This window comes from Flindersiella endophytica (genome assembly GCF_054779015.1).
On record NZ_BAAGYY010000009.1, the window covers coordinates 552,246 to 569,009 of the forward strand.

Annotated in this window: 17 protein-coding genes; 7 read left to right on the forward strand and 10 right to left on the reverse strand. The window is 67.3% G+C overall.

Annotation, left to right across the window (positions count from 1 at the left end):
- The first annotated feature begins 416 nt into the window (after positions 1 to 416).
- Complete coding sequence (locus tag ACYVF6_RS07920) at positions 417 to 1,652, forward strand: choice-of-anchor P family protein (RefSeq protein WP_460517854.1); 1,236 nt, start codon at positions 417 to 419, stop codon at positions 1,650 to 1,652.
- A gap of 102 nt (positions 1,653 to 1,754) precedes the next feature.
- Here ACYVF6_RS07920 and ACYVF6_RS07925 read toward each other — a convergent pair whose 3' ends face one another.
- The 6 genes from ACYVF6_RS07925 to ACYVF6_RS07950 all read right to left on the reverse strand — a co-directional run bounded on the left by ACYVF6_RS07925 (position 1,755) and on the right by ACYVF6_RS07950 (position 5,667).
- Positions 1,755 to 2,588 carry an LLM class oxidoreductase gene (locus tag ACYVF6_RS07925; protein ID WP_460517857.1) on the reverse strand — a complete coding sequence of 278 codons (834 nt, stop codon included), beginning with the start codon at positions 2,586 to 2,588 and terminating at the stop codon, positions 1,755 to 1,757.
- 35 nt (positions 2,589 to 2,623) lie between these two features.
- Positions 2,624 to 3,115: a hypothetical protein gene (locus ACYVF6_RS07930; RefSeq protein WP_460517859.1), complete on the reverse strand. Its 492-nt coding sequence runs from the start codon at positions 3,113 to 3,115 to the stop codon at positions 2,624 to 2,626.
- A complete protein-coding gene (locus ACYVF6_RS07935; protein ID WP_460517862.1) occupies positions 3,112 to 3,600 on the reverse strand; it encodes a polymorphic toxin type 24 domain-containing protein in 489 nt (162 codons plus the stop codon). The genes ACYVF6_RS07930 and ACYVF6_RS07935 overlap by 4 nt, the downstream gene beginning before the upstream one ends.
- A 28-nt stretch (positions 3,601 to 3,628) precedes the next feature.
- Entirely contained in the window at positions 3,629 to 4,618 is a 990-nt protein-coding gene (gene ygfZ / locus ACYVF6_RS07940; protein WP_460517865.1) for a YgfZ/GcvT domain-containing protein, read from the reverse strand.
- An 87-nt stretch (positions 4,619 to 4,705) separates the two neighbouring features.
- Positions 4,706 to 5,149, reverse strand: a complete 444-nt coding sequence (locus ACYVF6_RS07945; protein ID WP_460517868.1) for a Fur family transcriptional regulator — start codon at positions 5,147 to 5,149, stop codon at positions 4,706 to 4,708.
- Between the two features lie 14 nt (positions 5,150 to 5,163).
- Complete coding sequence (locus tag ACYVF6_RS07950) at positions 5,164 to 5,667, reverse strand: heme-binding beta-barrel domain-containing protein (protein ID WP_460517871.1); 504 nt, start codon at positions 5,665 to 5,667, stop codon at positions 5,164 to 5,166.
- 227 nt (positions 5,668 to 5,894) lie between these two features.
- Between ACYVF6_RS07950 and ACYVF6_RS07955 the strand changes: the two genes are divergently transcribed.
- Positions 5,895 to 7,058 carry an LCP family protein gene (locus ACYVF6_RS07955; protein WP_460517874.1) on the forward strand — a complete coding sequence of 388 codons (1,164 nt, stop codon included), beginning with the start codon at positions 5,895 to 5,897 and terminating at the stop codon, positions 7,056 to 7,058.
- Positions 7,059 to 7,133: 75 nt separating this feature from the next.
- Here the strand turns inward: ACYVF6_RS07955 and ACYVF6_RS07960 are convergent, their stop codons facing one another.
- Positions 7,134 to 7,724 carry a TetR/AcrR family transcriptional regulator gene (locus ACYVF6_RS07960; RefSeq protein WP_460517877.1) on the reverse strand — a complete coding sequence of 197 codons (591 nt, stop codon included), beginning with the start codon at positions 7,722 to 7,724 and terminating at the stop codon, positions 7,134 to 7,136.
- Between the two features lie 157 nt (positions 7,725 to 7,881).
- Here ACYVF6_RS07960 and ACYVF6_RS07965 point away from each other — a divergent pair, with 157 nt between their 5' ends.
- Complete coding sequence (locus tag ACYVF6_RS07965) at positions 7,882 to 9,528, forward strand: MDR family MFS transporter (protein WP_460517881.1); 1,647 nt, start codon at positions 7,882 to 7,884, stop codon at positions 9,526 to 9,528.
- A 217-nt stretch (positions 9,529 to 9,745) separates the two neighbouring features.
- On the opposite strand, the gene ACYVF6_RS07970 is transcribed toward ACYVF6_RS07965, so the two are convergent.
- Positions 9,746 to 10,672, reverse strand: a complete 927-nt coding sequence (locus ACYVF6_RS07970) for a glycosyltransferase family 2 protein (protein ID WP_460517884.1) — start codon at positions 10,670 to 10,672, stop codon at positions 9,746 to 9,748.
- Between the two features lie 438 nt (positions 10,673 to 11,110).
- Between ACYVF6_RS07970 and ACYVF6_RS07975 the strand changes: the two genes are divergently transcribed.
- The gene (locus tag ACYVF6_RS07975) at positions 11,111 to 12,031 is read left to right on the forward strand and encodes a hypothetical protein (RefSeq protein WP_460517887.1); all 921 of its coding nucleotides are present in this window, start codon (positions 11,111 to 11,113) and stop codon (positions 12,029 to 12,031) included.
- A gap of 18 nt (positions 12,032 to 12,049) precedes the next feature.
- On the opposite strand, the gene ACYVF6_RS07980 is transcribed toward ACYVF6_RS07975, so the two are convergent.
- On the reverse strand, positions 12,050 to 12,499 hold the full coding sequence (locus tag ACYVF6_RS07980; protein ID WP_460517889.1) for a DUF1801 domain-containing protein: 450 nt from the start codon (positions 12,497 to 12,499) through the stop codon (positions 12,050 to 12,052).
- A 44-nt stretch (positions 12,500 to 12,543) separates the two neighbouring features.
- On the opposite strand from ACYVF6_RS07980, the gene ACYVF6_RS07985 reads away from it, so the two are divergent.
- From ACYVF6_RS07985 to ACYVF6_RS07995, 3 genes are all read left to right on the forward strand, one after another.
- A complete protein-coding gene (locus ACYVF6_RS07985; protein ID WP_460517891.1) occupies positions 12,544 to 13,116 on the forward strand; it encodes a hypothetical protein in 573 nt (190 codons plus the stop codon).
- 113 nt (positions 13,117 to 13,229) lie between these two features.
- The gene (locus ACYVF6_RS07990) at positions 13,230 to 14,027 is read left to right on the forward strand and encodes a protein phosphatase 2C domain-containing protein (protein WP_460517894.1); all 798 of its coding nucleotides are present in this window, start codon (positions 13,230 to 13,232) and stop codon (positions 14,025 to 14,027) included.
- Positions 14,024 to 14,689 carry an RraA family protein gene (locus ACYVF6_RS07995; protein WP_460517897.1) on the forward strand — a complete coding sequence of 222 codons (666 nt, stop codon included), beginning with the start codon at positions 14,024 to 14,026 and terminating at the stop codon, positions 14,687 to 14,689. The genes ACYVF6_RS07990 and ACYVF6_RS07995 overlap by 4 nt, the downstream gene beginning before the upstream one ends.
- Positions 14,690 to 14,878: 189 nt before the next feature.
- Here the strand turns inward: ACYVF6_RS07995 and ACYVF6_RS08000 are convergent, their stop codons facing one another.
- Complete coding sequence (locus ACYVF6_RS08000; RefSeq protein WP_460517899.1) at positions 14,879 to 16,468, reverse strand: substrate-binding domain-containing protein; 1,590 nt, start codon at positions 16,466 to 16,468, stop codon at positions 14,879 to 14,881.
- Positions 16,469 to 16,764 lie beyond the last annotated feature (296 nt).

A 16,764-nucleotide genomic window follows, 5' to 3' on the forward strand; every position in this document is an offset into this window, starting at 1 on the left:
CGCCGATTCGTCTGTGCCGCGGCCCTGTGAATTGTCCCTGCCGGGCCCGCCGCCTTTGCGACCGCGTCCCATAGCGAAGCCAGGCGCGTCAGCGTACACACACTCGGTGAACCCGCGGCAAACCTGGCGAGACGTTCCAGTACGGAGCCGACACGAAATGTGAAAGTTCGGCCACAGCTTGTGTCTGATCACGTTACCCGCTAGCATCCTGGCTTCGGATGCGCACGTAAGGCGAGTAGGTCGTCACGGTGGGTGTCCGGAATCCGTATGACAGAGCAGTCCTACAGCAGAACACAAACACCCGATGAGGGGGCTTGATGCTCCAACGCAAAGCCAGCCGCCGCACTATCGGCATCCTGACTTCGGCCCTGGCCGGGTTGGGCGCCTTGGCTGTGGTGGCGCCGTCCGCTCAGGCTATGAACCCGATCGCGCCCTCGGGCTCGACCGGCTCCAGCTTGAACGGCGTTCTCGCACCCCTTGCCTCCCCGCAGGTCGGCTTCATCGCTCAGGCAGCCGGCACGTACGCGTACACCAGCGGCAAGAATGTCGTGCACGGGCCGTCCGCGCAGGTCACGGTTGCCTGCACGTCGGCGACGGGGCAGAAGCGGACGGCCAACGCCGCTGCTGCCGACCTCCGTGGCCTGGGTCGTACCGGCGCCACCGAGACCGTTGCGGAGACGGTTGCGGACGGAGGCAAGAAGTCGTCGGTGTCGTACGCGCACACCGAGGGCGGCCAGTTGCTCAACGGGCTGGTGAAGTGGGGTGCCATCACCTCCAAGGCGGTTGCCACGACTGATGGCTACACCTACACCCCCAAGCACAGCTCGAAGATCGCGAGCCTGACGATTGCAGGCAAGCCGATCAACGTTGAGGCAGGACCCAACACCAAGATCGAGATCAAGCTTCCGGGCGTTGGCTCGATCGGTGAGGTCACGATCAACGAGCAGAGCGCGAAGTGGATCGGCGACGAGTACAAGGTCAACACGACCGCCCTGCACGTCGCGATCCTCAAGGACAACCCGCTGGGTCTGAAGGTCGGCACGCACGTGTTCCTCAGCCAGACCCGCTCCAGCCTGCTGAAGCCGATGCCCGGCTTCCTCGCCGGCGGTGCGTTCGGCACCCGCCTGACGCTGGCCAACGGCGTGGTCAAGCACGGCCCGACCTCTCAGGTCGCGCTGAAGTGCCTGGGCGGCAAGTCCAAGAACACCATTGGTACGGGCGAGGTCGGCAAGGCCGCTCACGCCGGTGCCATCGAGGCGCGGGCCGAGGGCAAGGTCACCACGTCCGAGACTTCGGGTACGTCCCAGGTCTCGATCGCGGGTGCCGATGTGCTCAACAGCCTCGTGTCTGCCCGGGCGATCCGGGCCGTCGCTTCCGTCAAACGTGACGCGAACGGCGAGATCGTGCTGTCCGACAAGGGTTCGCAGCTTGTGGACCTCAAGGTCGGTGGTACCGCTGTCGGGGACCACATCGGGCCGAACACCACGCTCGAGGTCAAGGGTCTCGGCAAGGTCACGCTCAACAAGGTCGTCAAGACCAAGAGCAGCATCACCGTCACGATGATCGAGGTCGTGATCGGTGAGAAGGGCCTGGCCTACCCGCTCGGCACCAAGCTGGAGATCGCCCAGGCTCGGGCTGAGATCCGCAAGTAGCACCCCTAGTCCCCATCGGGGGGACCATTGCGAAGGGCGGCACCCATGCGGGTGCCGCCCTTTGTTTGGCGGAGACTTTGTTCCTGTCAGCGACTCTGCTTGTCAGCGACCGGCGGCGTCGGCGAGCTCGGCCATCCGCTTCTCGGCGTCCGGCTCGTCGCCGAACCGGACCGCAACGGCCTCCGCCCCTGCGGCGGCGAACGCGCCGACCTGTTCCACGACCGCGGCGACCGGTGTCGTACCGGCCGGCCAGTCGATGCGCGTCGTCGCTCGTACCCGGCGATCGGACAGCTCGCGCAGCCGCGCCAGCCGCTCGCCGAAGCCGACCGGATCCAGCGCGAACGCCTGCCACTCGTCGCCCAGCGCGGCCGCCCTTCGCAGCGCGGCGTCGCTGGTGCCACCGACCATGATCGGGATCTCGCGGTCTGGCCGCGGCTCGAACACGCCGGTCTCGTAGCCGTAGTAGCGGCCCTCGAACCGGCCCTCCCTGGAGAAGAGGTGCCGCAGCAGCGCGATCGCCTCGTCCGTGCGCGCGGCCCGCTCCCGGAAGTCGACACCGACCGCGGCGAACTCCGTACGTTCCCAGCCGATACCGACGCCCAGCGTGAGCCGGCCGCCGGAGAGCCGGTCCAGCGTGGCCGCCTGCTTGGCGACGACGAACGGGCTCCGCAACGGCAGGACGAGTACCGACGTACCGAGCCCGATCGTCTGAGTTCGCGCGGCGAGGTACGACAGCGACACGAGCGGCTCGTACACGCCGCCGAACCGTTGGCCGTACTGTCCCGGAGGCAGCAGATGATCGGGTAGCCAGACCTTCCGGTACCCAAGGCATTCCGCCACGACCGCCAGCTCGGCGAGCCGCTCGGGCGGCATCGCGGCCGACTCGTCGGGCAGGACCACCTCGAGGTCGACCGCAGGTGAGGAGAGCTTGCTCATGCGGTCGACGCTAAGGCCTCACATCAGTGTGAAGGTCAAGCGCTCCAGAACGTGATCCGCGGGCCGTAGTCAGCGTCGTTCGCGCCGGAGACCTCGACCGTGATCCGCCGGTCGGAGTAGCGCCGGCCCAGCACACCCCGCCAGCACTCGGCGATCGAGTCGGCCAGCAACGCGAGATCCTGGTCGCTGTAGGGATCGAGGTCGGCGTTGGTGAAGAAGTCGTACAGCGTGATGCCGTTGACCATCTTCTCCGCGCCGTGCACGTCGCCACCGAAGTGCGCGACCCACTTGTCGGCGTTCTCGGCGCTGAAGCGCTCGGTCAGGAAGATCCCGCCGTTGTGCTCGGTCGTCTCGGGGTTGAACAGCCACGCCGACAGCAGGACGAACGGGACCGCCTGGTCCTGGCCGAGGTAGTCCGACGGTGTGAAGCCCGGGCCGCCAGGCTCGAACCCCGCCCGCCAGTTGAGGAAGAAGCTCGGAAGCGGACGCGATCCCTGCCAGGACTGGACTTCGGGTTCGTTGCTCATATGTCAGTACTCGCATCCCAGGGATCGACTGTCTTGTTGGACTGGACGTGGACCCGTCCGTCCGGCCCGGTGTTGTGTGTGTACCGCAACGTGTGCGGGGTGGGGACGCCGCCGTGTGCCGCACCCTGCATGTCGACGCGCGACGTGATCCGGCCGTTGGCATCGTAGGTCGCGTAGTGGCGGACGTTGCCGTTCTCGTCGAGCCGGTACAGCGTGCCGTTGGCTGGACCGTTCTCGTTGGGGAACTTGTTCTTCGCCCGCCCCTTGCCGGTGCCGACGTGCTGCGTCGCATTCGGGCCGAGGTCGTTGGGCTTGAGGTTGTTCGGGCCGAGTGGGGTGTTCGGTCTCGGCGGCGAAGGCGTTGGAGTGGGTGTCCGGGGTGGGGTTGGAGCCGCCCGCCCGGGTCGCCGGCGTCGCACCGGGCGAATCAGGTCGCCAAGCATCTTCTTCAAGAATCCGCCCGCGCCTTTGAGCCCCTTCGCCATGATCACGAAGCCTAGCGGCTGGGGCGATTCAGCGCAGTGTGCGAACGTGCAGACCGATCTCCGGCGGGACGATCACTTCCTGCGCCGCCGCAACCTCCTCCACGGTCAACGCCGCGTCAACCGGGGTGTTGCGCCGGAGTACGGCGAGCGCGATCGGCCCGAGCTCGGCGTGCCGGACGCTGCTCGTGATCCGTCCCACCTCGCGTTCACCCTGGAGCACTGGAGCGCCGCGGGCGGGCAGGCGTTCGGCCGAACCGTCGAGATGCAGGAACGTCAGCCGCCGCGGCGGCCGGCCGAGGTTGTGCACCCGGGCGACCGTCTCCTGGCCGCGATAGCAGCCCTTGGTGAGGTGGACGGCGGTGTCGAGCCAGCCGACCTCGTTGGGGATCGTCTTGTGATCGGTCTCGAAGCCGAGCCGCGGCAAATGAGCGGCGACGCGCAGCGCTTCGTACGCCCACAGCCCGGCCGCGGGCCCGGCGCCGTCGGCGTACGCCGGAAGCGACTCGCGAGGAACGAACAACTCCCGCCCACCGAGCGAGTCGTCCGCACTGCGAACCAGGTGCTCGGCCGCACCGTCGGAACGCGGCTCCCACACGACGGCGTAGTCGTCACTCAGGTCGGCGACCTCGACCCGCAGCATGAACCGCATCGAGTCGAGAAACGCGGCGGCGGCCGCAGCCGTCCCCGGCTCGACGTGCGCCCACGTCGCCGTCCCGTCGTCGACGAGATAGAGAGCGTGCTCGACATGCCCGTGCGGCGACAAGATCAGCGCGGTCGTCGCCCCACCGGGTGCCAGATCCTCCAGAGCCTGCGTGGTCAGCGAGTGCAGCCAAGACAGCCGATCCGGCCCGGTGACCCGCACCACCCCACGATGCGACAGGTCCACGAAGCCGGCGCCATCCTCCAGCTGCCGCTGCTCCCGAAACGGGTCGCCGTAGTGCGCGGCCACCCCGGAGTCAGGGGCGTCACCCGGAACAGCACCGGGCAGGGACAGCAAAGGACTGACGTAATCGCTCACATCTACCGAGCCTACGACGCCACCGGGATATTCCACCGCTCCGCCGCCACCAACCCACCGGACCCCAGCCCAAGGCCGTCAGCCCGATCAGCCGCTGTTGGCCTTCCGCTTCGCACAATCCGCACAGTCGCCCTGCACGGTCAGATGCCGGATGTCGGTCACGAAGCCGTACCGCTCCTGCAGCGCATGCACCAGCGGCTCCACCACATCCGGATCCACCTGCTGCACACGGTCACAGCTCCGACACACCAGATGAGCATGATCGGGCGCGCTGGCCGGATGATACGTCGGCGCTCCGTGCCCAAGATGGGTGTGCGTCACCAGCTCGAGCTCTTCGAGCAGCTCCAGCGTGCGGTAGATCGTCGACTGGTTGACGCCCCTGGCCTTGCTACGAACGGCGGTCAGGACCTCGTCGGGCGTGGCATGCCCCAGTTCTTGGACGGCCTCGAGCACCAGCTGGCGCTGCGGCGTCAAACGGTAGCCACGCGATCTCAGCTCGTGCTGGAGTTCCTGCGGAAGCGACTCGGTCATGACAGACGTCAAGATTAGTTCGCGCGGTCGAGCTTCGCCCACAGATGGGACTGCAGGGATTCGCCCACCGCCGCCATGTCGAACGTCCAGAGCAGCGAGCCCTCGACCAGGCCGTAGAGCCTCTGACCTCCGACGTATTCCTTCGCCGACGTCGTACGGGCCACGACGTCGGTGGCTATCTCGATCTTGGCGCCGTCAACCCGGCCGTACCAGATCTCGGCGAAGCCGGTCGGGTGCGCCATCACGACCTCGAGCCCGCCGTCCGGCTGGGGACGCCAGAAGCCGGTCTCCATCGCCAGCGGGCGGATGGCGGTGCCTTCCTCGTCGATCAGCCAGCTACGGCTGGTGTAGTAGAGGAACGGCTTGCCGTTCTGGCTGAACACGACCTCCTGGCCGAACTCGAACGGCTCGATCGTGGGGTACTCGCCGCGCCCGCGGCCTTCCCAGCGGCCGAGCAGGAACGCCAGCGGCATGACGGCCGGGTCAAGATCGTCTGGGATCTGGAATGGAGCGCTCATCGGCCCTCACTCTAGTGCGCTCAGTGTTCCCCAGGTCACAACCGGGCCTACCGCTGCTCAGCAACCGTCCGTAGACTCCCTTCCACGGCATATGCACAGTAACCGTCCGGGACAACCACGCGTCTTGTCTATGCGTCAGTGTTATCGGGGCTGGTCCTCGAAGGCACTGGCCACCGACCCACGGGGAGCACGTCGCCCGAACCAACCGAAGGCGCACGAGGGACTTGATGAGCAACTACTACCGCACCGACGACGAGCCGCGGCCGCTTTACCGGCGCGACGACGGTAACGACGACGGCTACTACTACGACGACGACCAGACCGCGGCGGAGGCTTACCCTCCCGCGCCCGCGCAGCGTCGGCGCAAGCGGAACAAGACCAAGACCGCGCTCCTCATCGCCCTTGCCTCGCTGCTGATCCTGGCCGGCGGTGGCGTGCTGACGATCTACCTCTGGTCGGAGAAGGTCGGCAACCAGGTCCAGCGTTTCCAGGCCTTCGACGGCATCGACGAGTCGAAGCGTCCCAAGGAGGTTACGCAGGGTGCCGGCGCCGGAGCGATCAACATCCTGCTCGCCGGCACGGACGCCCGGGAAGACGCTGATGGTCAGACGGTTGACGACCTCCAGAAGAGCGGTCAGCGTTCCGACACCATCATGATCTTGCACATCACCGGTGACCGGAAGAACGCCTACCTGATCTCGGTCCCGCGCGACACCTGGGTCACCATCCCCGGCCGGAGCGGCAAGAACAAGATCAACTCCGCGTACTCCTTCGGCGGGCCGAAGCTCTACGTCGAGACGCTCGAAGAGTTCACCCACATGCGGATGAAGTACCTCGCGGTGATCAACTGGGCCGGCTTCCGCGACCTGACCGACGCGCTCGGCGGCGTCGAGATGGACTTCCCGGAGAAGACCCGCTTCGCCAGCGGCAAGTACTACGGCCCTGGCAAGGTCACGTTGACCGGTGACGAGGCGCTCGACTACGTACGCGAGCGCAAGCACCTCAAGGAGGGCGACTTCGACCGCGCCCGCCGCCAGCAGAACTACCTCCGCGCGCTGATGGTGCAGACGCTCTCGCGGGGCACCAGCCCCAGCAAGATCTTCGGCGTCCTCGACGCGGTCACCAAGAACCTCTACGTCGACGACACGCTCACCAACGGCAAGATGCGCGAGCTGGCGTTGCAGATGCGCAGCATCCGGGGCAGCAACGTGCACTTCATCCTCGTGCCGCGGGCCAACCCGGCGACGGGCATGGAGGGCAGCCAGTCGGTCGTCTACTCCGACCCGGTGAAGACCAAGGAGTTGTTCGACGCGGTCAAGACCGACAAGATCGACGCGTGGCTGGCCAAGCACGGCGGTAACGACAACGTGCTCGGCGAGAAGGTGCGCTAGCTCTCGCTCTTCGGTTGGAGCTCGGTACGAACGGCGGTGTGTCGCGAGGTTCGCGGCGCGCCGCCGTTCTGTGTGTCAGGGCAGCAGCTCCAGGCCGACCTCGAGCGCGGTTTTCGCCCGGGTCGCCTTGTCTGCGTCGCTGTCCTTCAGTACTTCGGACGCGATGTGCTGCGTGATCACCGCGAGGAACGCGTGCAGCCGGTCGCGATCGGACGGGTCCTGCGGCAGCAGGGCCTTGTGGAGCTCACCCATCCGCGTGCGGAACTTCTGCCCGAGCTCGGTGGACTTCAGGCCGCTGGGGTTCTGCTGGAAGAACCGCATCGAGCCGATCTGCTGGCCGACGACCTCGGCGTAGCGCTCCAGGGTCTCCCGCCTGGCCTCCGGGGTCGCAGGCTGCTGGCCGGCCGACGCGATCACGTCGTCGACCTCGGCGAGGTAGTCGTCGACGATCGTCCAGACGATCTCTTCCTTGGACTTGAAGTGGTAATAGAGAGCGGCCTTGGTCACACCGAGCCGGTCGGCGATCTCGCGTAGCGAGGTCTTGTCGTAGCCCTGCTCGTTGAACAGCTCCGTCGCGATCGCGCAGATCTGCTCCCTTGTGTGGCCGCTCGCACCCCGAGCGCGACCACGCGGTCGCCCGCGGGGCTTGCGTTCCGGCTCCGCCATCACCAGCTCCTCAACCTTGACCGCCGTTTGACGGAATTTACTTGACGACAGGTTAGTTTTGTACTTACCGTACGGCAAGTAAGTCTACTAACCTGCCGGCCGGTAAGGAAGCCTTCACCGGCTGCGAACTACAGTGAAAGTTTGGGAGGGAGCACCAATGTCGACCGCAACGCCGGCGACGGCTGCTGACGCCGCCGCGGCCAGTCGCCAGATCAAGATCGTGTTGCCGGGCCTGTTGATCGCGATGCTGCTGGCGATGCTGGACAACCTGATCATCGGGACGGCGATGCCCCGCATCGTCGGTGAGCTCGGCGGTCTCGACCACCTGTCGTGGGTGGTCACCGCGTACATCCTCACGATGACCGTTTCCACGCCGCTGTACGGCAAGCTGGGCGACCTCTTCGGCCGGAAGCGCCTGTTCATGGGTGCGATCGTGCTGTTCCTGCTGGGCTCGGCGCTGTCCGGCGCGTCCCAGACGATGATCCAGCTGATCGGGTTCCGGGCGCTGCAGGGCCTGGGCGCCGGTGGCCTGATCGTCGGCGTGATGGCGATCATCGGTGACCTGGTGCCGCCTCGCGACCGTGGCAAGATCATGGGCTACACCGCCCCTGTCATGGGTGTGGCGACGATCGGCGGCCCGCTGCTCGGCGGCCTGCTGACCGACCACCTGTCGTGGCGCTGGGCGTTCTACATCAACCTGCCGCTCGGCGCGATCGCCCTGACCGTCATCGCGTTGACGCTGCACCTCCCGCGGCACAAGATCGAGCACAAGATCGACTGGCTCGGCGCTGCCGTGCTGACGATCGGAGCGGCCTCGCTCGTCCTGGTGACGAGCTGGGGTGGCAACCAGTACGACTGGGGCTCGTGGCAGATCATCAGCCTCGCGATCATCGGCGTCGTCGCGACCGTGGCGTTCCTGCTGGTCGAACGCAAGGCGCAGGAGCCGATGATCCCGCTGCGGCTGTTCAAGGACCGCAACTTCAGTGTGGCGACGTCGCAGGGCTTCCTGGTCGGCTTCGCGATGTTCGGTGCGATCACGTTCCTGCCGCTGTTCCAGCAGACCGTGCAGGGTGCCTCGGCCACCAACAGCGGTCTCCTGCTGCTGCCGATGATGGTTCCGATGCTGATCCTCGGCCCGATCATCGGTCAGATCATCACCCGCACCGGGCACTACCGGACCTTCCCGATCCTCGGTGGCGGAGTCCTGGCCGCCGGCATCGCGCTGATGGCGACGATCGACGTCAACACCAGCAAGTTCACGCTCGGGCTCTACATGGTGGTGCTCGGCATCGGCATGGCGATGCTGATGCAGCTGACCATGTTGCTGGCCCAGAACGGCGCCGAGCCTCGGGACATGGGTGTCGCGAGCAGCACGTCGACGTTCTTCCGCTCGATCGGTGGATCGTTCGGTGTCTCGCTGTTCGGCGCGCTGTTCGCCAGCCGCCTGAACGACGGCCTGGCCGGGATCCCCGGCATGGACAAGGTCGAGGGAGCCAGCAGCGGCAACCTCGACCCGGCCCAGCTGGCCCAGATCCCGCCGGCGATCAAGGAACCGCTGCTCACCGCCCTGGCCGACGCCACGCACTACGTGTTCGTGTGGGGCCTGCCGTTCGCGGTGGTCGCGTTCCTGATCGGCTTCCTGATCAAGTCGGTGCCGCTCCGTACGGCCGCCGGCGCGGCAGCCGCACCGCCGGCGGCACCGGCGAACGGTGAGCAGCAGCAGACGCCGCTCCCCGAGACCGGGCTGACCCCGCTGCCGGAACCCACCGAGCCCACCCGCATCAACGGCCGCGAACGCGGCTGACAGCCGGCAACAAACAACCGGCAACAAACAATGAGGACGCCGTACGCCAGGCAGGCGTGCGGCGTCCTCTGCTGTCGCGCCACCGCCCGGCCCGGCACCGGTGGCGAGTGCACAGCTGCGCGGACGTGCCGGGCGGATCGTGACCTGTTCCTCCCGGCGGCCTGGCTGTGCGGCGCGGCGGGGCGTCCAGGTGGCGGAGGATCGCCGCCGCTGGTGTTCAGACGATCGGCGGGCGACCGAGCTTGGTCATCCGCCACACCGTGCTCCACCGCATCGGGCGGCGTTCGCCGCAGGCGGTGCGGCAGCCTTCGAGGAAGCCGGCTGCCCACGCGCGCAGGCCGGCCAGCGGCGGGCGGCGCAGCAGCGTGATCAGCGTCCACACGCCGAGGTAGACCGGCACCAGCACGACCGGCAGGTGACGTCGCGCCAGCCAGACCCGGTTGCGGGCGATCCACCGGTAGTAGACCGCGTGCCGGGAGGGTGAGGTCCGCGGGTGGCGCAGCAGCAGGTCCGGCCGGTAGTCGATGCGCCAGCCGGCGTCCAGCGCCCGCCATGCGACGTCGGTTTCCTCGTGGAAGAAGAAGAACTGCTCCGGCCAGTCGCCGGTCTGCTCGACCACGTCCATGCGGATCGCGTTGCCGCCGCCGAGGAACGTGGTGACCTCCGACGGTCGCAACGGGTCGGAGGCCCGCAGCCGCGGGACGTGCCGGCGTTGGGTGGTGCCTGTCTCGTCGGCGATCCGGAACGTCAAGATCCCAAGCGTCGGATCATCAGCGAAGGCCGTGCGCACCTTCTCCACGGTGTCGCGGTCGGGCAGCAGGCCGTCGTCGTCGAGGTAGATGACGACGTCGACGTGTCCACGCAGCGCGGCCAGCCCGGCGTTGCGTCCACCTGGCAGCCCGATGTTCTCGGGCAGCTCGACTCGTTCGGCGGGATCGGGCAGGCCCGCGAGCGACGTGCCCTGGCCGACGACAACCACCCGCGGCGGCGGCCCGGCCTGCGTGAACACCGAGTCCAGCAAGGCGGAAAGCTCAGCCGGCCGGTTTCCCATCGTGACGATGACGACGCCGAGCCGGGGCGTCGCGTGCTCGTGGGGTACGGCTCGCACAGTCGATGGTTTGGTCGCGAGCTGTCCGTGCGGCACGAATTGACCTCCTCAGCACGTTACTCAACGGTCGCCAGTGTGGTGAACGCAATGAGAACGCATGGTAGCCAATCCGGATCAAAGCCCGGTTCGGTACGTCGGCCGGGGGGTGACGGATTACGGTGCGGGCGCGTATGATCACAATGCCGTGCAGGGAGAGGCTGCTCACACGGTTCTACGCACGCCCAAAAAACCGCCGTCGGCGACCCCTGGCCCAGAACCAGAAGGCACCGACGGCGGTTTTTGGCTTGCGAGGTCCTGTCGAGGGTGGAACCTCGCCGATCGCCCCTAACGAGCACCGTTGTGAAGTGGTCGAAAGCAACGCTACTGACTCAATGTCGCATCCCTGTCGCAATCCTTCGTGAATTTCGGCTAGCCTCTGCGTGCTGGGCAACGCCGTCGCGCTTATGGGCATGGGTGCGGTTGGGGGCACCAAGAATGCAACGACAACAACACATCGGGCGTACTGGAGAGTATCTTTCCGTACTGCTCGAACAGCCCGGCCTGTATCGCAGCCGGTGGGAACGCCGCGCGCAGCGGCTGAGTCCGGGCGGGCAGATCAACACCGACGCGGTGGCGCGCGTGCTTGCCGACCACCTCGTCCGGGAAGGCGACACCAGCGGCACCGACTACCGAGGGCTGAACGACACCGTTCGCCGAGCGCTCCGCGGCGATGTCCTGAGCGCCGGAACGCTGAAGCTGTTCGTCGACGCGTTCGCCATGGACGAGCCGGACGCGGCGCGGCTCTACGCCTTGTTCAACGGATACACCAGTTCCAGAGTGGTTTCCGGATCGTGGCAGCTGCCAGAAGGCGTTGCCGGCAAGCTGGATCCCCGTGAACGACGCACCATCCAGCTGATCGAGTCGCATGTCCTCGGTGCCGACGGACGCCCCTCCACCCACGAGACCCGCCACGTCATCGAGGCCGTACGCGACGGCGTGAGCAACCACCCGATCCGGTTCGACACCGAAGATCTCGAGCTCGAGATGATCTGGGGTGGCGTCGCCAGCGAGATGTACCAGTTCCCCGACGGCTATTTCGGCGTCGATGTCACGCTCACCGCACCGCTGGCAAAGGGCGAAACGGCGGACCTGCACTACCGCATGAATTTCTTCTACTCCACACCTCCACCGACCGAGCTGCGCCGGGGTGCGGGCACGCAGCCGATCCGGAATCTCAGCCTGCGCGTGGAGTTCCACCCGCAGCGAGTGCCGAACAACATCTGGTGGGGGGTCTGGAACGACCTCAACTCTCCGCCGTTGCGCAAGGAGTCGGTGCGGCTCGACACGCGGTTCTCTGCTCATCGGATGGTCGAGGAGCTCCGCCACGCGATCGTCGGGTTCGTGTGGGAGTGGTAGGCCGAGCGTTCGGCCAGGTCAGCGGTTTCGGGCTGCTTCGTACATCTCGATGTACTTCTCGACCGGGATTTCGGCGATCACCTCACCGACCAGGTCGAGCGGCAGGTCGTCAGCCCGCTTGAAGCGCACGCAGCTCTTGCCCATGTCGAGCTTCTTGCCGGTCTTCGCCCAGCGATCGCGGAACGCCGCCTCGCCGCCCGGGTTGCCGTAGACGCCCATCAGGTAGAGCGAGAGGTAGTTCTTCTGCGACGCCAACGCAACGTATTCCAGCGGCTTCTTGTTGTAGGTCTTGGGATATCTGCTCAGCGGAATGGAGTACGTCAGCATGCCGTGCTCGATGCGCTCCTGGTAGCCGCCCGGCAGGTTGGCCAGGACGGTTTCCCGGACCGTGTCGATGGTCTCGCGCCGGTCTGCCGGAAGCGCGGAGAGGTAGTCCTGGACGGCCTTGGCATCAACGTTCTCGTCCATGAGCGTGACGATATCGCCGATAGGGTCGGGATATGCCGAGCCGCATGATTTCACCGGACCAGAAACGATACGAAGCCGACCCGGACCGGATCGCGATCCTGCTGCCGGGTGGCGGCTGGTACACCAGCGCCCGGCCGCTGTTGCACTTCGCCCGTGGTGTGCTGCTCCGGCACGGTTGGACCGTGCAGGAGGTCTGGTGGCGGCCGCCGATGGAGAGCTGGAACGGCCTGGACCAAGCCGAGGAATGGGTCGAGGCCGAAGTACGCCAGGTCCTCTCGGCGGAGTCTGCAGGCCGGGTGCTGCTGGTCGGAAAGTCGCTCGGAACGTTCGCGAGCCGGCTGGCGGCCGAACGCGGATTGCCCGCGATCTGGCTGACTCCCGTCCTCAACGACGAGCGAGTCGTCTCGGCGCTGACCGCTGCGACGGCACCGGCCCTGCTGGTGGGCGGAACCGCCGACAGTATGTGGGTTCCGGAGGTGGCGCGCGGCTCCGGTCACACCGTGCTGGAGATCCCGGACGCCCACCACGGCATGGAGATAGACGACGATCCGGTCCGTTCGGCCGGCATCCTGCGGGAGGTCGTCGTCGCGATGGACGAGTTCGTCGCCGCGCTCTAGGCCGGCCCGCCATGGAAGGGGAGTCGAGGCATCTCGCGGGCGCCGGCGGACACCTACTGAGCTGCTCCGGCATCGTCCACGCCCGAGTTGCAGCCGGATGACACGCTGACAGCATGCAGGTGAGCTATGCGACGCTGGCGGGGGATCCAGGCGTCGAGAACGAGGACTTCGTTGCCGCGTCCACGACAGTGGCGGTCGTCCTCGACGGGGTGACGCCGGTCGATCGCGCCGACACCGGATGCCGGCACGGCGTCGCGTGGTACGCCCGTACGGTCGGCGCGCAACTGCTGGCCACGGCCACTGCCACCTCGCTCAGCCTCAGCGAGTGCCTGGCCGGCGCGATCGCCGCGGGCCGGCGGGCGCACCAGGACACCTGCGACCTCGACCACCCCGACAGCCCGGCGGCGACGGTGGCCGCCGTCCGCCTCAACGGTGACGAGTCCGCCGACTATCTCGTGCTCGCCGACTGCACGGTCGTCCTCGACAGTGGTGCCGCCGAGCACCGCGTCGTCACCGACAGCCGGCCGGCCGACGTTCATCGCTCGTTGGTCCGGAGCGGCGGCAAGCGACTGCCGGCCCGGCAGTACCGCGCGACCTACCGCAACCAGCCCGGCGGCTACTGGGTCGCCGCGGGCGATCCGGCCGCGGCCGCCGAGGCGCTCACGGGCACGGTCGCCGGGGTACGCCGGATCGTGGCCACCTCCGATGGTGCGAGCCGCCTGGTCGACCAGTTCGGCCGGCTCGCCTGGCCGGCGGCGCTGGAGGCGATCAGCGAGTCCGGCCCGGGCGAATGGATCGCACGAACCCGTACATACGAGTGCGAGCTGGCCAATACCGGCTCAGCCCCTACCAAGCCGCACGACGATGCCACAGTTGTTCTGCTCACCGAGGTAGGGAGAGGGTCGCGATGAGCTTGCCGAAGACCGACGTCGAACGTTTCGCGTTGATCAGAGAACAGCTTTACACGCCGGTTCTCGGCGACATTCTCGATGAGATCGGCCGCACCCACCAGTTCCTGCCGCAACAGATCCAGCCGATCCGCGACGACATGACGCTGGTCGGGCGCGCGATGCCGGTGTTGTGCGCTGACGTGTTCGGGCCGCAGAAGAACCCTTTCGGCCGGCTGACGGAGGCGCTGGACGCCCTCCGCGAAGCCGACGTCTTCCTGGGCCGGATGGCCAAGGCACAGTGCGCGCTCTGGGGCGAGATCACCACGGCGACCGCGAAGGCGCGCGGAGCGGCAGGGGCCGTGATCGACGGCTTCCACAGGGACACGCCGAAGGTGCTGGAGCAGGACTGGCCGGTGTTCAGCCGCGGCCGGTACGCCCAGGACTCCGGCAACCGCTCGACCGTGCTCGACTTCGGGGTCGCGGTCGAGGTCGACAACGTGCTGGTCCGGCCCGGTGAGCTGGTGATCGCCGACCTCGACGGCGTGCTGGTGGTGCCCGCCGATGTCGAGGACGAGGTGCTGGATCGCGCGCTCACGAAGGCGATGGCGGAGAACACCGTGCGGCAGGCCATCGAAGCCGGGATGTCCAGCACCGAGGCGTACCAGACCTACGGCGTCCTCTAGACGATCTATTCCAGGGGGTCGCCTGACGCGCGACGCCTGGCATCCACGCTGGCTGCGTTGTCGTCGATCGCCGGAGGCCCCTCCTGACTCCTCCTCCGCCTTGCCAGCGCGGCGCCATGCGCCGCGCGCTTGACCGGCGACCCCCTGGAATAGATCGTCTAGTGCGATCCGGCCCGGCGACCCAGCTGCCTAGCGGCAGACCGTTCCGCTGCACTGACGGCGTAGCAGGGCGTCGATGACGATGCGTTCCATGTCCTTCGGCGAGCGGGCCTGGTACGCCACGCCGCCCGCGGCGTTCGCGATCTGGCCGAGCGTACGCACGTCGGCCGTCGGGCCGATGCCGATCAGGATCATCGAGACCGGAGTGGCCGGGTCGGTCGCGCGTTGCAACTCGTTCAGCAGCCGCTGCTTGTCGATGCTGCCCGGGTCGTCCTCGTTCTTGCCGTCGGTGAGGAGCACGATCGAGTTGATCCGGCGATCGTCGTAGTCGTTGATCGCGGTGCGGTACGCCGCGAGGACGGTGTCGTAGAGGCCGGTTCCGCCGTGTGCGTCGCCCACCATGCGATCCAGCCCGGTGACCAGCTTCTTGCGTTGCTTGGGCGTGCTCGTCTCGACGGGCACGTACTCCACGTAGTCCCGGTTGCCCTGCCGCTTCACCGAGAATCCCCACAGGCCGATCTGCGCGGAGTCGGGGAAGTAGCCGAGTGCTGTCTGGGCCGCGTCCCTGGCCAGCTGGATCCGGTTGCGGCCCTCGTCGGCAGGGAACTTCATCGAGCCGGAGAGGTCGATCACAGCCAGCATGCGCGTGCCGATGCTCATCGCGGCCCAGCTGCGCATCACGTCGTCGGCGTCGGTCAGGGAGGAGTACGACAGTTGCTTCAGTGTGCCGGCATCCTGCGTGCCAGGTGGAGCGGCCAGGCCGCGGAAGTCGCGGAAGCCGGCCTTGTGGAGCACCTGCCGGCTGGCCGCGGTGTCGACGTGCCGCATCAGCTCGTTGCCGGCCTGGATCAGCTTGTCCTGGTTGGGTTTCTTGTGCAGGACGCCGATCAGCGGATAGTCGAGCAGTACGGTGCCGGCCTTCGGCATGATCTCGGTGAGATCGACCTGCTTGTGCTGTGCGGTGAAGCTCAGGAACTGCTGCTCGGTCAGGGGAACGGGCCGGCGTAAGCCACCGTCGCGGGTGGCGTACTCCAGCTCGTCGGAAAGGTCGTTGACCTTGTTGCCGAGCAGTCCGTAGACGTTGGCACCCACCCGCCTGCGGGTTTGCTCTTCCTGCTCAGGGCTGAGCGCGGCGCCGCCGGTGATCGTACGTTTGATCGCGATCAGCGTCGCCAGGCCGGCGGCGGAGTCCTCCGGGTCGGCGACCGCGATTCCGCCTGCCTGGGCGAGGGATTCCCAGTTGCCGGCGGCGGGTCCGAGCTTGTCGGCTGTCTCCTGCTTGGCGGCCAGCACCAGCGGGCTCGCGGCGACCGACGGGCTGAGCGCCAGGATCCGGCTCGGCTGGATTCCCGCCCGGCGTACCCACTCGAGGCTGTCCGGCACCCAGAGGTCTGCGTCGGTCTGGCCACTCTCGGCCGAGAGCGTCTTGAACATGTCGACCGGCCGGACGCGCTCGATGTCGAGCGCGAGGCACTTGCCGTCGACGTTGGCGGTTTTGTCCTGGGCCAGCCGCGCCGCGATCGCCTCCAGCGGCTCGGCGATCTCGGGTGCGGCCGCGACCTTGACCGGATAGGAGCCCGTGCATTCGACCGTTGGCTTGTTGTCATTGGCCAGCGTCAACTGGCGTACACCAACAAAAGAGAGAATTGGTACAGAAACGACGAGAAAGATAACCAGCAGCGTGCGCCCTGTGTGCGGGCTTTCTCCGTCGGTGGCGTGCCGCCCAGGCATACCTAGCCCTTCCCTCCCACCCCTCCACTGCTGGATCTTACTCAGGAACCACGACGGATCCAGAGAATGTGGAAAAGGACCTCAGGCAAGCGAAAAACGTAACGCCGGCGTCATGTGCCGGCGCCGGAATGCTGGACGAGGGCGTACAAATCGGCAACCCTGTGGACGGATAGTCGCCGAAGGAG

Bases quoted from the DNA above. Each gene is read 5' to 3' on its own strand.
- ACYVF6_RS07980 (WP_460517889.1), bottom strand. From the start codon at position 12,499: ATGGACGAGAACGTTGATGCCAAGGCCGTCCAGGACTACCTCTCCGCG.
- ACYVF6_RS07995 (WP_460517897.1), top strand. From the start codon at position 14,024: ATGAGCTTGCCGAAGACCGACGTCGAACGTTTCGCGTTGATCAGAGAA.
- ACYVF6_RS07985 (WP_460517891.1), top strand. From the start codon at position 12,544: ATGATTTCACCGGACCAGAAACGATACGAAGCCGACCCGGACCGGATC.
- ACYVF6_RS07945 (WP_460517868.1), bottom strand. From the start codon at position 5,149: ATGACCGAGTCGCTTCCGCAGGAACTCCAGCACGAGCTGAGATCGCGT.
- ACYVF6_RS07975 (WP_460517887.1), top strand. From the start codon at position 11,111: ATGCAACGACAACAACACATCGGGCGTACTGGAGAGTATCTTTCCGTA.
- ACYVF6_RS07965 (WP_460517881.1), top strand. From the start codon at position 7,882: ATGTCGACCGCAACGCCGGCGACGGCTGCTGACGCCGCCGCGGCCAGT.
- ACYVF6_RS07925 (WP_460517857.1), bottom strand. From the start codon at position 2,588: ATGAGCAAGCTCTCCTCACCTGCGGTCGACCTCGAGGTGGTCCTGCCC.
- ACYVF6_RS07990 (WP_460517894.1), top strand. From the start codon at position 13,230: ATGCAGGTGAGCTATGCGACGCTGGCGGGGGATCCAGGCGTCGAGAAC.
- ACYVF6_RS07950 (WP_460517871.1), bottom strand. From the start codon at position 5,667: ATGAGCGCTCCATTCCAGATCCCAGACGATCTTGACCCGGCCGTCATG.
- ACYVF6_RS07955 (WP_460517874.1), top strand. From the start codon at position 5,895: ATGAGCAACTACTACCGCACCGACGACGAGCCGCGGCCGCTTTACCGG.
- ACYVF6_RS07930 (WP_460517859.1), bottom strand. From the start codon at position 3,115: ATGAGCAACGAACCCGAAGTCCAGTCCTGGCAGGGATCGCGTCCGCTT.
- ACYVF6_RS07920 (WP_460517854.1), top strand. From the start codon at position 417: ATGAACCCGATCGCGCCCTCGGGCTCGACCGGCTCCAGCTTGAACGGC.
- ACYVF6_RS07935 (WP_460517862.1), bottom strand. From the start codon at position 3,600: ATGGCGAAGGGGCTCAAAGGCGCGGGCGGATTCTTGAAGAAGATGCTT.
- ACYVF6_RS07960 (WP_460517877.1), bottom strand. From the start codon at position 7,724: ATGGCGGAGCCGGAACGCAAGCCCCGCGGGCGACCGCGTGGTCGCGCT.